Genomic DNA, 15,168 nt, shown 5'->3' with positions numbered 1-15,168 from the left:
TCAATTTAGTCTTGAAAGACACGATGATCTTGAAAAACGCTATATTCTTAACAGACATTACGTTCTTGAAAGACATAAGGCTCTGAAAAGCACCTCGCTGGCTGCGTTCCTTATCCAACTGCTGTGCCTAATCGATCAGGGAGGATTTATGCCTCGTACGGTTCACTCTTCCGACTTCGACCATAAGCAAAAAGAAGTCGGTCCTCAGGAATACGCCCGCACGCTGCCATGCAACTCGGTCAGTGTGTCTGCTCCGTTTCACTGGCTGGCGCTTGGCCTGCATGACTTTATCCGCATGCCGCTGATCAGCGCTTTTTACGGTCTGTGCTTTATGGCCGCCGCCATCGGTATTGTGCTGCTGGTGCAGTGGCAAGGCACCCACCTGGTGATCCTGCCCAGCCTGGTGGTCTATATGCTGATTGGTCCCTTCCTCGCGCTCGGTTTGTATGCCGCAAGCTGGGAACGGGAAAAAGGCCACTCCGCCGGTCTGCTGCACTCGATTAAAGCCATTACCCGTAACTCCAGCTCACAGTGGGCGTTTGCGGTCATGCTGGCGGTTGCGATGATTTTCTGGATGCGGATTGCTGCCCTGCTGCACGCGCTCTACCCGTCGGTGCAAGGCGCACCGCTGACCGATTTCCTGCCATTTCTGCTGATTGGCTCTCTGGTCGGTTTCGTGATTGCCTGTGTCATCTTCAGTATCTCAGCGTTTTCGATTCCGCTGATGATGGAACGGCGCGTCGATGTGATGACCGCGGTATTCAGCAGCTTTAACGCGGTTAAGTCCAACATTCCGGCCATGATCGTCTGGGCCGGAGTGATTTGCGGCGGGATCCTGATAGGCTTTGCCACCTACGGTATCGGTATGCTGTTTACTATGCCGATTCTCGGTTACAGCACCTGGCACGCCTACCATGCGATTATCAAGAAGAAACATGAATAATATCAAAAAGAAATATACCCAAACAACTTGGAGTTGCAGGTAGGCGGCAAATGAGTGAATCCCCATGAGCATAGAGACACTATGTGATTGGGGTGAACGAATGCAGCCAACACCGCTGCAGCTTCAAGTAGGAAGGGTATGACACTGATCTCAAAGGTCTCCAACCTTGATCACTGTCCCGTCCTACTGGAAACTACAGCGAGTACGGTCAACAGTGTTATGATAAAACCTCAGCCAAATGCTGAGGTTTTTTTTATCTTTTCTCTCGTGCCCCGTGACCACACCGTTACTGAGCACGCTTCGCCGGAGTCCCTGTTTGTGGTCGATTTTGAACTGCACTATCGCGCCCAAGCGCAAATTCAACGTTGTATCGACAAAGCCGAGCGCTATTTTAAGCGTACCTTTACCACTCCTTCCCTGAGCTTTCAGCTGCGCGGTAAAGTGGCCGGTAAAGCCTATCTGCAGCTGCAAGAGATCCGCCTCAACCCGGTACTGTTTGGCGAAAACCCGCACGCTTTCATCGAGGAAGTGGTGCCGCATGAAATCGCCCACCTGATCACCTATCAGGTTTACGGCCGGGTGCGTCCGCACGGCAGAGAATGGCAGCACATCATGACTGAAGTGTTTGGCGTGCCCGCCAATACCACCCACAGTTTCTCGGTCGCCTCGGTACAGGGTAAGACCTTTGAGTATCTGTGTGCCTGCAACCGTTATCCACTCTCGGTGCGCCGCCACAATAAAGTGCTGCGCAATCAAGCGGTGTACCGCTGCCAGCAGTGCCTGCAAACCCTGACTTTCAGCGGCAAACAACTCTCTTAGGCGGCGTCTGCACGGCCATTGCTAATCCTGTTTTTATCGAGTTACGTACGTTAACAGCCAGCGCGCCGCGCAAGTTTTGGTCAGACAGTGCGCTGCGTTCCGTAATGATAAAAACATCTGCTCAAACTGCCATTTATGAGTGATAGACTGGAAAAAATCACACTATAACCCGTCTTTACTATGTTTCGTTTGTTACTCGCTATTGGTTTAACCAGCCTGGTTTCCAGCGCCTGGGCTTCGGCACCGACCTCATTTTATCAGGCCAAAACGGCCGCCCTGAAGATTTATCAGGATCATCCGGTCAGCTTTTACTGTGGCTGTAATATCAGCTGGCAGGGTAAAAAAGGCACACCGGATCTGGCAAGCTGCGGCTATCAGGTGCGTAAACAGCAAAAACGTGCCAGCCGGATTGAATGGGAACACGTTGTTCCGGCCTGGCAGTTTGGCCACCAGCTGCAATGCTGGCAAAAAGGCGGACGTAAAGAGTGCACGCGTCATGATGCAACGTTCAAGCGGATGGAAGCGGATCTGCACAACCTGACCCCGGCGATCGGTGAGGTCAACGGCGACCGCTCCAATCTCAACTTCAGTCAGTGGAACGGCATTGACGGCGCGACTTACGGCCGCTGCGAAGTGCAGGTCAACTTTAAACAGCGCCGGGTAATGCCGCCGGAGCGTGCACGCGGTGCAATTGCGCGAACCTACCTTTATATGAGCGACCGCTACGGTTTTCGTCTCTCCAAAGCCCAGACTCAGCTGATGCAGGCCTGGAACCGCCAGTATCCGGTTAATCAGTGGGAGTGCGTGCGCGATCAGCGTATCGAGCGCATTCAGGGTAACCACAACCCGTACGTCATCGAGCAGTGCCGCAGTTACGCACTGAGCGCCACACCTTAATCGTTAATCCGCACGGCCACACAGCGGCCGATATCCATGCTGACAGATGACAATGCTGACTTTGCGCCAAAACTGGCTTTATATGAAAACAAGGGGCAATCCGATATTGCCCCTTGTTTTTTTGCTGTAAAGCGCCCATCTTAAGGGCCAGATAATTAGCATAATTTCAGGAATACCAGCATGCGAGTTCCCCGTATTTATCACCCGCACCCTATTACTCATCTTGGCGCGCTCACTTTGAGTGAAGATGCGGCCGGTCACATCGGGCGCGTAACTGCGCATGCAACCGGGCCAGGAAGTACTGCTGTTTGACGGCAGTGGCGCGGAATTTCCGGCTGTGATTACCGAATCCGGTAAGAAACAGGTGGTAGTTGAACTGTCCGAACGGGTTGAGAACAGTATTGAATCCCCGCTCGATCTGCATCTGGGACAAGTGATTTCCCGTGGCGATAAAATGGAGTTCACCATTCAGAAATCGGTGGAGCTCGGCGTCAACACCATTACACCGCTCATCTCTGAGCGCTGCGGCGTCAAGCTGGATCCAAAACGGTTTGAGAAGAAACTGCAGCAATGGCAGAAAATTGCCATCAGTGCCTGTGAACAGTGCGGCCGTAATGTCGTGCCGGAAATTCGCCCAATCATGAGCCTGGAAGAGTGGTGTGCCGAGCAGAGCGACGCGCTCAAACTCAACCTGCACCCGCGCGCTAAATATTCCATCAATACCCTGCCACAGCCGGTAAGCAAAGTGCGCCTGCTGATTGGCCCGGAAGGCGGCTTGTCATCGGAAGAGATCAAGATGACCCGCGATCACCAATTTGAAGAGACGCTGCTCGGCCCGCGCGTACTGCGCACCGAAACCGCAGCCTTAACCGCAATTACAGCCCTGCAAGTTCGCTTCGGCGATCTTGGCTAACGGAGATGAGCATGATTAAACTCGGCATCGTAATGGACCCGATTTCGTCCATTAACATCAAAAAAGACACCAGCTTCGCCATGATGCTAGAAGCGCAACGTCGCGGTTATGAGATTCATTATATGGAGATGAATGATCTACACTTAGATCAAGGCGTCGCCATGGCTGACACGAAAGTTGTCGAGCTGAAAGAAGATCCAACCGGCTGGTATGAATTCAAGTCCGAGCAATCCATCGCCCTGTCTGAACTCGACGCCGTGCTGATGCGTAAAGATCCTCCGTTTGATACTGAATACATTTACGCGACCTACATTCTGGAACGTGCCGAAGAAGAAGGTACGCTGATCGTCAACAAACCGCAGAGCCTGCGTGACTGTAACGAGAAGCTGTTCACCGCCTGGTTCCCGGAACTGACACCGACCACGATTGTGACGCGTAAAGCCGAGAAGATTAAAGCGTTCCGCGAGCAGCACGGTGACATTATCCTTAAGCCTCTCGACGGCATGGGCGGCGCCTCGATTTTCCGGGTCAAGCAAGGCGATCCAAACGTTTCGGTCATCATTGAAACGCTGACCAACCAAGGGCAAAACTACTGCATGGCACAGACGTTCGTGCCGGATATCAGCAACGGTGACAAACGTATCCTGGTGGTGGATGGTGAGCCGATGCCTTACTGTCTGGCACGTATTCCGGCCGCCGGTGAAACCCGTGGTAACCTCGCCGCCGGTGGTCGTGGTGAAGCCCGCCCGATCAGCGACACGGATCGCAAGATTGCAGAAACCGTGGCACCGGTACTAAAAGAAAAAGGTCTGATCTTTGTCGGCCTTGACGTCATTGGCGATAAACTGACTGAGATTAACGTCACCAGCCCGACTTGCGTACGCGAGATTGAAGCGGCTTTCGATATCTCAATCACAGGTAAACTGATGGACGCGATTGAGCGTCGTATCAAAGCCTTGTCATTGTAAGGAGCTCCGCTCCTGATAATTGGGCCTCACTCGCGGTGCAAATACCGCTGCGCAGGCCCTTGCAAGTGGAGACCAAGATGAACCTGACCAACCATTTTCTCGTCGCCATGCCGAGCATGCAGGATCCTTACTTCAAGCACAGTGTGATTTATATCTGTGAACACAATGAAGAAGGAGCGATGGGGCTGATGATCAATGCCCCGATCGATGTCACTGTCGGCGGGATGCTCAAGCAGGTTGAAGTGGAAGCGGCTTATCCGCAGTCACACACCGACAGCCTGAAACGTCCGGTATTTAACGGTGGTCCGATTTCGGAAGATCGCGGTTTTATTCTGCACCGTCCGAAAGATCATTATGAATCTAGCATTCATATGACCAGCGAGATCAGTGTCACCACCTCAAAAGATATTTTGACGGTGCTGGGCACCGATGCCGAGCCAAGCGGCTACATTGTCGCGCTGGGCTACTCCGGCTGGTCGCCGGGTCAGCTCGAAGATGAGCTGGCGGAAAACTCCTGGCTGACGATTGAAGCGGATCCGGAACTGATTTTTAACACCCCGGTGCATGAAAAGTGGAATAAAGCGATTCAGAAACTGGGCATTAATCCGCACCAGCTGTCCACCCAGAGCGGACACGCCTGAGCGGCGCGTAATTGAAGAGAAACACCCTATGTCACGCACAATTATGGCGTTTGATTTCGGTACCAAGAGTATCGGCAGCGCCATTGGCCAGGAGATCACTGGCACCGCCTCACCATTGAAAGCCTTTAAAGCCAACGATGGCATTCCCAACTGGGATGAGATTGAAAAACAGATCAAAGAGTGGCAACCGGACTTACTGGTGGTTGGCCTGCCGACTGACCTGCAAGGCAAAGCACTGGAAACCATTACCCCGCGTGCCAAGAAGTTTGCCCAGCGCCTGCATGGCCGCTACGGTCTGCCGGTCGAACTGCATGATGAGCGTCTGTCGACTGCCGAAGCGCGCGCCGAGCTGTTTTCAATGGGCGGCTATAAAGCGCTGAGCAAGGGCAACGTCGACTGCCAGTCAGCGGTGGTGATCCTGGAAAGCTGGTTCGAAACCCTGTGGGGTGAATAGCGCCGGACTGTGGCGGAAAACCATTGCGGTCAATAAAAAAACAGCCTTTGACGGCTGTTTTTTATATCCATTTACATTCCCTTTGCGCTCAGTCCATATCAATCTGCACATTAGCCAGTGACCCGCCGGATAGCGCAGAGCTGTCACAGCCCGAGCGGGTTTTAAGCATCAGACGTAAATCATTAGCGGAATCGGCGCTGTGCAGCGCTTCCTGCTCATCGATTTTATCCTCTGCCACCAGCTGATACAGCGTCTGATCAAAGGTCTGCATACCGTTTCTCGCGTGATTTAGCCATGGTCGCTTTCAGTTCGTGCAGATCGCCGCGCCGGATCAGATCCGCCACACGCGGGCTGTTGAGCAGGATTTCAAACACCCCGTGCCGCCCCTGACCATGTTTATCCGCCAGCAATTGCTGCGCGATAATCCCTTGCAGATTGAGCGACAGATCAAACAGGAACTGCTCGCGGCGCTCTTTGCTGACCAGATGTAAAATGCGCTCCAGTGCCTGATTGGCATTATTGGCGTGCAGGGTTGCCAGACACAGATGGCCGGTTTCGGCAAAGGTCATGGCGTACTCCATCGTCTCACGCGTGCGGATCTCACCGATGACAATCATATCCGGAGCCTGACGCAGCGAGTTTTTCAGCGCCACTTCAAAGCTGGCGGTGTCCAGACCGACTTCACGCTGAGTGACAATACTGCGCTGATGAGGATGGACAAACTCAATCGGGTCTTCGACGCTGAGAATATGCCCGCTGCGCTCGGCATTGCGATAACCGGTCATCGCCGCCATGGTGGTCGACTTCCCGGAGCCGGTCGCGCCCACCACCAACACCAGGCCGCGTTTGGCCAGCGCCAGATCTTTCAGCACCGGCGGCAGGTCGAGCTGCTCAAAGGTCGGAATTTCGGTTTCGATGCGGCGAATGACCGCGCCCGGCTGCTCGCGCTGCATAAAAGCACTGACCCGGAAACGGCCAAAGTCACGCACCAGGGCAAAATTGGCTTCATGGCTGGCGGCAAACTCTTGCTGGCGAACGCTGTCCATCATCGCCTGCAGCAGCTGCTCAACCTGAGCCGAGCCAAGTGCACTACCCTCTGCCTCCAGGGCGCCGTTGACCCGGTACAGCAGCGGCGCGCCGACCGTGATATAAATATCGGACGCTTTACGCGTCACCATGCCCTGCAGGCAATCATCAAGTTGCATCTTGCTCTCTTTGCTTCAGTTACTGTTCTGGCTCAGGTGCCAGCACCGGGGCTTACGCTGCGCTCTGGAGCTTACGCCGCGCTCTGGGTATTACGCTGCGCTTTAGCATCAAAACGCCGACATATCGCTCTCTACTTTTTGCTGCACTTCAGCCAGGTCAACCAGGCCTTTGGCCAGCAGCTGCTTAGCGTTCTGTTCCATGGTCTGCATGCCGTGCATGGCACCAGTCTGAATAATCGAGTACATCTGCGCCACTTTATCCTCGCGGATCAGATTACGGATCGCCGGAGTGGCCATCATGATCTCGTGACACGCCACCCGGCCGCCGCCAACCCGTTTGAGCAGCTTCTGCGCAATCACCGCGCGCAGTGATTCCGACAGCATGGAGCGCACCATGGACTTATCATTACCCGGAAACACATCAATAATACGGTCGATGGTTTTCGCCGCCGAGCTGGTGTGCAGGGTACCAAACACTAAATGGCCGGTTTCTGCCGCGGTCAGCGCCAGGCTGATGGTCTCCTGATCGCGCAGCTCACCGACCAGAATCACATCCGGATCCTCACGCAGTGCGCTGCGCAGCGCGTTTTTAAAACTGTGGGTATCCCGGTGCACTTCACGCTGGTTGATCAGGCACTTGTTATTGCTGTGCACAAATTCGATCGGATCTTCTATGGTCAGGATATGTTTATTATGATGGGCATTGATGTAATCGACCATCGCCGCCAGAGTGGTCGATTTACCGGAGCCGGTCGGGCCGGTAACCAGCACCAGACCTTTCTCATAGTTGGCGATTTTACTGAAGATTTCCGGCGCTTCTAACTGGTCCAGAGTCGGAATCCTGGTCGGGATGGTACGCAGCACCGCAGAGGCGCCACGCGCCTGATGAAAGGCGTTAACCCGGAAACGGCCGACCGACGGCAGTTCAAAGGAAAAGTCCACTTCGAGCCGCTCTTCATACTCGCTGCGCTGGGCGTCATTCATAATTTCAAAAATTAATCGATGCACGTCAGCATGGCTGAAAGCAGGCACACCAAGCTTTCTCACCTCGCCGTCGATACGAACCATCGGAGGAACTCCTGCAGAAAGATGTAGATCTGACGCATTATGTTTTACACTAAATTCCAGTAATTCAGAGATATCCATTTAATTTTCCTATGGTCAACAGACCCAAATAAGTCCGGCTATGAGTAGTATTCAACAAAATCTTGAACTTATCACTTCACAGATCGCAAGCGCACAACAAAAGTGTGGTCGCGCTCCAGGCTCAGTGCAACTTCTGGCAGTGAGCAAGACTAAACCGGTTGAAGCCATTCTGGAAGCTGCCGCGGCAGGCCAGCGTGCTTTTGGTGAGAAAACTATGTCCAGGAAGGCTGCGATAAAGTGCAGTTTTTCGCCACCCAACATCCTGAGCTCGATCTGGAATGGCATTTTATCGGCCCGCTGCAATCGAATAAAACCCGCCTGATTGCCGAGCACTTTGACTGGATGCACACCATTGACCGCGCCAAGATTGCCCAGCGCCTCAGTGAGCAACGTCCGGCCCACCTGCCGCCGCTGCAGGTGCTGATCCAGGTCAATACCAGTGGTGAAGCCTCTAAATCCGGTATCAGTGCGCAGGAATTATTTCCGCTCGCGGAATTGATTTCTACTCTGCCGGGCCTCACGTTAAGAGGATTGATGTCAATTCCGGAGAACGTCACTGACTATCAGTCGCAGCTGGCCGCCTTTCAGCAGCTGGAAGCGTTGCAGCAGCAGCTGGCGGACAAGTTTGACGGCATTGATACCCTGTCGATGGGCATGAGCGGCGATATGGAGGCGGCAATTGCAGCCGGCAGTACCATTGTCCGCATCGGCACCGCGATTTTTGGACAGCGCGATTACAGCCAGAAAGGGTAATCCGCGCCGCTACGCTGTAAGCGTACAATGTGCCGCAGGGGTAACTGCCTGTAACGATTTACCGTCTGTAACGATTTACGCAGATGCGCAGCAGGCAGACAGCATGTACCCTAAGTCATCAGTCAGGTTGTGACACACAATTTTCGAACTCAGGTCTGCGGTTGTAAGCCAATACCGGCACCTAACCGCAGCCACAATATTGGACAAGAGAAACATGGAACAAAGAACCGTCGCCTTTATTGGTGCAGGAAACATGGCACACGCCATCATCGCAGGTCTGGTCAGCAGCGGCTATCCGGCCCGGAGCATTATTGCCACTGCACCTTCTGAAACCCGTCGCCTGCCGCTGGAGCAGAAGTATGGTATCCGCACCAGCAGTGACAACCTGGCGGCGGCGAGTGAAGCCGATGTGGTAGTACTGGCGGTCAAACCGCAGCTGATGGCCGAGGTGTGTAAGCCGCTGCAGGCGGTCGATTTTTCCGGCAAGCTGGTGATTTCAATTGCAGCTGGTGTGTCAGCGGCGCGTCTCAATGCGATGCTGGCGACGGAATTGCGCCTGGTGCGCGTCATGCCGAACACCCCGTCACTGGTGAACCGTGGTATGGCAGGTCTGTTTGCAACTCCGCTGGTGGCCGAGCAGGATAAAGTGTTCACCGCTGACCTGATGAGCGCGGTGGGTGAAGTGTGCTGGGTAGAACAGGAATCCGGCATCAACAGCGTAATTGCTGCAGCAGGCAGTGCGCCGGCCTATTTCTTCCTGTTTATGGAAGCAATGCAGGCAGAAGCAATGGCACAAGGCTTTGACGCGGCAACCGCGCGCCTGCTGGTGCAGCAGTCTGCACTCGGCGCCGCAGAGATGGTTAAAGCCAATCCGGAGATTGAACTGTCGACCCTGCGTGAGCAGGTGACTTCGAAAGGCGGCACCACCGCCGAAGCCATCCGCACTTTCAATGAGCATCAGCTCAGTGAGATTGTCGCGCAAGCGATGCGCGCTGCCGTAAGCCGCGCGCAAGAGATGGAAAAACTATTTTAAAATACACCAACGTTTGCTTACTCTAGAGCACACTATTTAATGCCGCCGCAGTACTCACAAAGTGCTGCGACGCTTGATTGTGATCTTTGGAGCACAACGTTCATCCTACGCAGTAAGGGCAACCTATGAATGCAATGAGTTTTTTAATCTCCACCCTGTTTGATCTTTATATCATGGTCGTGATTCTGCGAATCTGGCTGCAGGCAGCGCGTGCTGATTTCTACAACCCATTTTCCCAGTTTGTGGTAAAAGCGACCCAGCCGGTAGTCGGCCCGCTTCGCCGTGTTATTCCGTCCGTTGGCAGCCTGGATCTGGCCACGGTATTATTCGGCTACGTGTTATGTATTCTTAAATACGTGGCGCTGATCCTGATCGCCTCAGGCGGCAGTGTGGTATTCAGCGCTGACTTCCTGCTACTGGGTCTGCTGTCGCTGATTAAAGCGGCCGGTGGCCTGCTGTTCTGGGTACTGCTGCTGCGCGCTATCCTGAGCTGGGTCAGCCAGGGTCGCAGCCCGGTGGAATACGTATTCCATCAGCTGACTGAGCCAATGCTGGCGCCGATTCGCCGCGTGATCCCTGTGATGGGCGGTTTTGACCTCAGCGTACTGGTGCTGTTCATTGTGCTGCAGTTTGCTAACTTCCTGATGGGCGACTTTATCGGTCCTATCTGGTATCAGCTATAATGAAAGCAGCCTGGTTTGACGGGGACGATCTGGTATTACGGCTGTATATTCAGCCCAAGGCGAGCCGTGACACAATTGTCGGCTTGCATGGCGATGAGCTCAAAGTGGCGATTACCGCCCCGCCGGTCGACGGCAAAGCCAACGCACATCTCAGTAAGTTCCTGGCAAAACAGTGTAAGGTAGCGAAAGGGCTGATAGCGATAGAAAAAGGGGAGCTTGGCCGCCACAAACAAGTGCGCATCAGTTCTCCTGTCTGTCTGCCGCCGCCGGTTGCGGCGCTGCTCAGTTAATTACATACTTCCCCACCTTATGGTGGGGATTGTTTTTAGTGCTGTCGGCAATTTTTGGATTGGCGCCAGTCCAGCTAACGGAGAAAAACCATGCGTCTCACCCTTAAGCGATTCAATCACTCTCTGCCGCTGCACCGCCGCGCACGCTGCGCCCTGCTGCCTGCACTGCTGATGGCCGCCGCCGTGCCTGCTCAGGCGCAACAAGCGATCACTATCAAGGATATTGAGGTACACTACTCGGCGTTTAATTCGACTTTCCTGACGCCGCAGGTCGCCACGCAGTATCAGCTGACCCGTAATGGCTACTCGGCCATCCTCAACGTCAGCGTGCTCGATACGGCCGCGCTGGGTAAACCGGCCACCGAAGCTAAGCTCTCCGGCCAGGCCAAGAACCTGATCGGCAATATCCGCGAGCTGGAGTTTCGCGAAGTGAAAGAAGGCGATGCGATTTATTATCTGGCTGAATTTCCGATCAGTAACGAAGAAAATCTGACCTTTGACATTGACGTCAACGCCGGGATGAAAGGCGCCGGCAAGCTCAAATTCAGCCAAAAATTTTATGTAGAACAGTAAACAAGATTGAGACAAGCATGAACAAGATTGTATTAGCCACAGGTAACCAGGGCAAAGTGCGTGAAATGGCCGACCTGCTGGCCGAGTTTGGTTTTGACGTGATGGCGCAGAGTGAATTTAACGTCTCTGACGTGGCAGAAACCGGCACCACTTTTATCGAAAACGCGATTATCAAAGCGCGTCACGCCGCCAAACAGACCGGAATGGCTGCGATTGCCGACGACTCTGGCCTGGAAGTCGATTATCTGGCCGGTGCGCCGGGTGTCTATTCCGCCCGTTACGCCGGCGAAGGCGCATCCGATGCCGACAATCTTAACAAGCTGCTTGAGGCCATGCAGGGCGTGCCGCTTGAGCAGCGCACTGCGCGTTTCCACTGCGTACTGGTACTGATGCGTCACGCTGATGACCCGACACCGCTGGTTTGCCATGGTAAATGGGAAGGACGCATTCTGGAGCAGGCGCACGGCAGCAACGGTTTTGGCTACGATCCGGTGTTCTTCGTACCGGAAGAGAACTGTGCTTCGGCAGAACTGGAACCGGCGCGTAAGAAGCAACTGTCACACCGTGGGCAGGCACTTAACAAGCTGTTTCAGGCGATTGAAGAACAAAAGCAGTTTCAGGTAATTGAAGAGCAAAAGCAGTGATGTTGACTCCTCCGGCGCTGAGCCTGTATGTGCACATTCCGTGGTGCGTGCAAAAATGCCCGTACTGCGATTTTAACTCGCACGCCCTGAAAAACGATATTCCGGAAGATGAGTATATTGATGCTCTGCTGGAAGATCTCGATACCGATATTGAGCGCTATCAGCTTAAGCAGGCACCGCGCCCGCTGCATTCGATTTTTATCGGCGGCGGCACGCCGAGCCTGATCTCAGCCGAAGGCATCGGCCGGTTGCTGCGCGGGATTGAAGCCCGGATCGCGTTTAAGCCGGATATTGAAATCACCATGGAAGCCAACCCGGGCACGATTGAAGCCGAGCGTTTTGCCGGTTACCGCAGCGCAGGCGTGACCCGGATTTCGATTGGCGTGCAGAGCTTTGAGCCGGAGAAACTGACCCGTCTTGGCCGCATTCACGGTCAGGATGAAGCGGTGAATGCCGCCAAACTGGCGCACCAGATTGGCCTCAGCAGCTTTAACCTCGATCTGATGCACGGCCTGCCGGATCAGAGCCTGGATCAGGCGCTGGCCGACCTCGACCGCGCGATCGAACTCGATCCGCCACATCTGTCCTGGTATCAGCTCACCATAGAGCCCAATACGCTGTTTTACTTTAAACCGCCGACTTTGCCGGATGATGATGCGCTGTGGGATATTTTTGATCTCGGCCATCATAAGCTGACCGAGGCCGGTTATGTGCAGTACGAGATCTCCGGCTACAGCAAACCGGGTTATCAGTGCCAGCACAACCTCAACTACTGGCGCTTTGGCGACTATCTGGGGATTGGCTGCGGCTCACACGGCAAGCTCAGTTTCAGTGACGGCCGCATTGTGCGTACCACTAAGGTTAAGCATCCGCGCGGCTATCTGGCGGCGTATCAGAACCTGACCAAGCCTTATCTGGATAACGAGCAGCTGGTGGCTGACATCGACCGTCCGTTCGAGTTTCTTTATGAACCGCTTCCGTTTGATGGAACCATGTCCGAAGGCCGACTTCACCGCCACCACCGGCCTGCCGGTCAGCGTGATTGAGCCGACCCTCAACTGGGCGCTGCAACAGGGCTATCTGAGTGAAGATGCCACCCACTGGCAGATCACCGAAAAAGGTAAGCTGTTCTTAAACGATCTGCTCGAAGCCTTTATGGCGGAAGAAGAGGACGAGTAACTTGCGTAGCTTGGTCACCTCACCGAGGTTCTCTCAGGTGCTGCTTGTGAATGGGAAATAGCAAAAAGTCAGCCGATGGGCTGACTTTTTGTCTTTGCAGAGGGATGATCACGCTCCGGCGCACTCAGAAGATAGAGCGGCCGATCCGCTGCGCCAGCAGTTCCAGTGCTTTGGTACCGGCCAGCGAGTTACCGCTCGGGTCCAGCTCCGGTGACCAGACTGCAATGGTCATTTCCCCCGGCACCACGGCAATAATGCCGCCGCCGACACCGGATTTACCCGGCATACCGACCCGGTAGGCGAACTCCCCGGCCCCGTCATACAGGCCACAGGTCGCGAGCAGCGCGTTGATCTGCTTGCTTTGTGTGGCAGTAATCACCTGCTCGCCGGTATGCACCGACACGCCTTTATTCGCCAGATAACTGAACATTTTCGCCAGTTCGACACAGTTCATTTTCAGCGCACAGGCGTGAAAATAGTTATTGAGTACCGGCAGCACTTCGTTATCAAAGTTACCAAACGCGCGCATCAGGTAAGCAATGGCCGCGTTGCGGTCGCTGTGCATCATCTCCGAGGCGGCGACCACTTTGTCATACACCAGCAGCTCTTCTCCGCTCAGCTGGCGGGCAAATTCCAGCAGACGCTGGCGCGGTGCCGACAAGCGGCTTTGCAGCAGATCGGCAATCACAATTGCCCCGGCGTTAATAAACGGGTTACGCGGGATGCCCTGCTCCATCTCCAGCTGGATCAGCGAGTTAAACGCCTGTCCGGACGGCTCTTTACCGACCCGGCGCCATAACTCATCCGGCTGATAGAGATTCATCGCCAGAGTCAGGCTGAGCGCCTTCGAGATCGACTGAATCGAGAAGCCCTCGTGCGCGTCGCCGGCGGTGATCACTTCACCCTGATTGGTGTAGACCGCGATACCCAGCTTGTCATTCGGCACCTGTGCCAGTGCCGGTATGTAGTCTGCGACTTTTCCTTGTCCGATCAGTGGGCGAACTTCATCCAGGATGTCCGCCAGTATGTCTGAGGTCGGTTTCATGTCTTCAACTGTCTTGGTTGTTATTGTTGTTGATAGGATATGAGGTGCAGCCTGCTCAGGCTGCGCAGTCAAAAAAGCCAACATTGCAGTAATGTTGGCTTGCTTTCACGTTATGCCCGGTCAGTATCAGTTGCCCGGACTGGCTTGTCCAGCGTTAGCTGGCGGCCCGGATTAACTGATGCGCTGAAACTTGATGTCCCACACACCGTGACCCAGACGGTGGCCGCGCTGTTCAAATTTAGTCAGCGGACGCTCTTCAGGACGCGGCACAAAATCGCCGTCCTGAGCGATGTTCTGGTAACCCGGCGCCTGATTCATCACTTCAATCATGTGCTCGGCGTAGTTTTCCCAGTCGGTCGCCATGTGGAAGATACCTTCACCCGGGATCAGCTTCTGACGCACCATCTCAGCGAACTCCAGCTGCACGATACGGCGCTTGTGGTGACGCTTTTTGTGCCATGGGTCCGGGAAGAAACAGTTGCAGCGTAGTCAGGCTGCCGTCAGGAATCATGTTGGCAAACACTTCCACCGCATCGTGACACATCACGCGCAGGTTAGTGACACCCGCTTCACGCGCAGAAGAGAGACACGCGCCCACACCCGGACTGTGTACTTCGATACCGAAGAAGTTTTTCTCCGGTGCATTCTTAGCCATCTCAACCAGAGACGCGCCCATGCCAAAGCCGATTTCCAGTACCACAGGGTTGCTGTTACCAAATACCTCGGTCCAGTCCAACAGGGCATCCTGATAATCAATACCCATGGTTGGCCAGCACTCTTTCATCGCGGCTTCCTGACCTTTGGTCAGACGGCCTTCACGACGAACGAAACTGCGAATTTTACGCACAATTTTGCCGTCTTCAGTGAACTCATTTTTGGTTACTTCAGTCATGGATATTGCCTGCTTAATTTTTACTCTCACTCAAAGGGCTTGTGATTATCCAAAGAATTGCTTTGGGTGCAAGTGTTATTGCTAACCAAA

The 15,168-nt window shown here is 54.3% G+C and carries 13 protein-coding genes and 5 pseudogenes; 14 read left to right on the top strand and 4 right to left on the bottom strand.

Features of this window, described 5'->3' with window-relative positions; translation table 11 throughout:
• Positions 1-148 precede the first annotated feature (148 nt).
• The 7 genes and pseudogenes from ABDK09_09350 to ruvX all read left to right on the top strand — a co-directional run bounded on the left by ABDK09_09350 (position 149) and on the right by ruvX (position 5,635).
• Entirely contained in the window at positions 149-943 is a 795-nt protein-coding gene (locus tag ABDK09_09350; GenBank protein ID XAW89800.1) for a DUF2189 domain-containing protein, read from the top strand.
• Positions 944-1,255: 312 nt separating this feature from the next.
• Entirely contained in the window at positions 1,256-1,762 is a 507-nt protein-coding gene (locus ABDK09_09345; protein XAW90708.1) for a SprT family zinc-dependent metalloprotease, read from the top strand.
• Between the two features lie 180 nt (positions 1,763-1,942).
• Positions 1,943-2,659: an endonuclease gene (locus tag ABDK09_09340; GenBank protein XAW89799.1), complete on the top strand. Its 717-nt coding sequence runs from the start codon at positions 1,943-1,945 to the stop codon at positions 2,657-2,659.
• 180 nt (positions 2,660-2,839) lie between these two features.
• Positions 2,840-3,572: pseudogene (gene rsmE, locus ABDK09_09335) on the top strand (16S rRNA (uracil(1498)-N(3))-methyltransferase).
• A gap of 11 nt (positions 3,573-3,583) precedes the next feature.
• The gene (gene gshB / locus ABDK09_09330; GenBank protein XAW89798.1) at positions 3,584-4,540 is read left to right on the top strand and encodes a glutathione synthase; all 957 of its coding nucleotides are present in this window, start codon (positions 3,584-3,586) and stop codon (positions 4,538-4,540) included.
• Positions 4,541-4,617: 77 nt separating this feature from the next.
• Positions 4,618-5,181: a YqgE/AlgH family protein gene (locus ABDK09_09325; GenBank protein XAW89797.1), complete on the top strand. Its 564-nt coding sequence runs from the start codon at positions 4,618-4,620 to the stop codon at positions 5,179-5,181.
• Positions 5,182-5,209: 28 nt separating this feature from the next.
• On the top strand, positions 5,210-5,635 hold the full coding sequence (gene ruvX, locus ABDK09_09320) for a Holliday junction resolvase RuvX (GenBank protein ID XAW89796.1): 426 nt from the start codon (positions 5,210-5,212) through the stop codon (positions 5,633-5,635).
• Positions 5,636-5,723: 88 nt separating this feature from the next.
• Here the strand turns inward: ruvX and ABDK09_09315 are convergent.
• Both ABDK09_09315 and ABDK09_09310 read right to left on the bottom strand, forming a co-directional pair.
• Positions 5,724-6,840, bottom strand: a pseudogene (locus ABDK09_09315) (PilT/PilU family type 4a pilus ATPase).
• A gap of 108 nt (positions 6,841-6,948) precedes the next feature.
• Positions 6,949-7,986, bottom strand: a complete 1,038-nt coding sequence (locus tag ABDK09_09310; protein XAW89795.1) for a type IV pilus twitching motility protein PilT — start codon at positions 7,984-7,986, stop codon at positions 6,949-6,951.
• A gap of 40 nt (positions 7,987-8,026) precedes the next feature.
• Here ABDK09_09310 and ABDK09_09305 point away from each other — a divergent pair.
• The 7 genes and pseudogenes from ABDK09_09305 (at position 8,027) to hemW (ending at position 13,141) form a co-directional block, all read left to right on the top strand.
• Positions 8,027-8,739, top strand: a pseudogene (locus ABDK09_09305) (YggS family pyridoxal phosphate-dependent enzyme).
• A 214-nt stretch (positions 8,740-8,953) separates the two neighbouring features.
• Positions 8,954-9,772, top strand: coding sequence for a pyrroline-5-carboxylate reductase (gene proC, locus ABDK09_09300; GenBank protein XAW89794.1), 819 nt, complete (start codon positions 8,954-8,956; stop codon positions 9,770-9,772).
• A gap of 125 nt (positions 9,773-9,897) precedes the next feature.
• Positions 9,898-10,455, top strand: coding sequence for a YggT family protein (locus tag ABDK09_09295; protein ID XAW89793.1), 558 nt, complete (start codon positions 9,898-9,900; stop codon positions 10,453-10,455).
• The gene (yggU, locus tag ABDK09_09290) at positions 10,455-10,745 is read left to right on the top strand and encodes a DUF167 family protein YggU (GenBank protein XAW89792.1); all 291 of its coding nucleotides are present in this window, start codon (positions 10,455-10,457) and stop codon (positions 10,743-10,745) included. Before ABDK09_09295 ends, yggU begins: the two co-directional genes overlap by 1 nt.
• A gap of 171 nt (positions 10,746-10,916) precedes the next feature.
• Positions 10,917-11,318: a DUF4426 domain-containing protein gene (locus ABDK09_09285; GenBank protein XAW90707.1), complete on the top strand. Its 402-nt coding sequence runs from the start codon at positions 10,917-10,919 to the stop codon at positions 11,316-11,318.
• A 17-nt stretch (positions 11,319-11,335) separates the two neighbouring features.
• Positions 11,336-11,962, top strand: a complete 627-nt coding sequence (locus ABDK09_09280; protein ID XAW89791.1) for an XTP/dITP diphosphatase — start codon at positions 11,336-11,338, stop codon at positions 11,960-11,962.
• Positions 11,962-13,141: pseudogene (hemW, locus tag ABDK09_09275) on the top strand (radical SAM family heme chaperone HemW). Before ABDK09_09280 ends, hemW begins: the two are co-directional and overlap by 1 nt.
• A 124-nt stretch (positions 13,142-13,265) precedes the next feature.
• Here hemW and glsB read toward each other — a convergent pair.
• Together glsB and trmB are read right to left on the bottom strand one after the other, a co-directional pair.
• Positions 13,266-14,186 carry a glutaminase B gene (gene glsB / locus ABDK09_09270; GenBank protein ID XAW89790.1) on the bottom strand — a complete coding sequence of 307 codons (921 nt, stop codon included), beginning with the start codon at positions 14,184-14,186 and terminating at the stop codon, positions 13,266-13,268.
• Positions 14,187-14,357: 171 nt separating this feature from the next.
• Positions 14,358-15,078 (bottom strand): annotated as a pseudogene (trmB, locus tag ABDK09_09265) (tRNA (guanosine(46)-N7)-methyltransferase TrmB).
• Between the last annotated feature and the right edge of the window lie 90 nt (positions 15,079-15,168).

The organism is Vibrio sp. CDRSL-10 TSBA (assembly GCA_039696685.1).
GTDB lineage: Bacteria > Pseudomonadota > Gammaproteobacteria > Enterobacterales > Vibrionaceae > Vibrio.
Note: the sequence above shows the minus strand (reverse complement) of the source record. Positions and strands in the feature narration are given on the sequence as shown.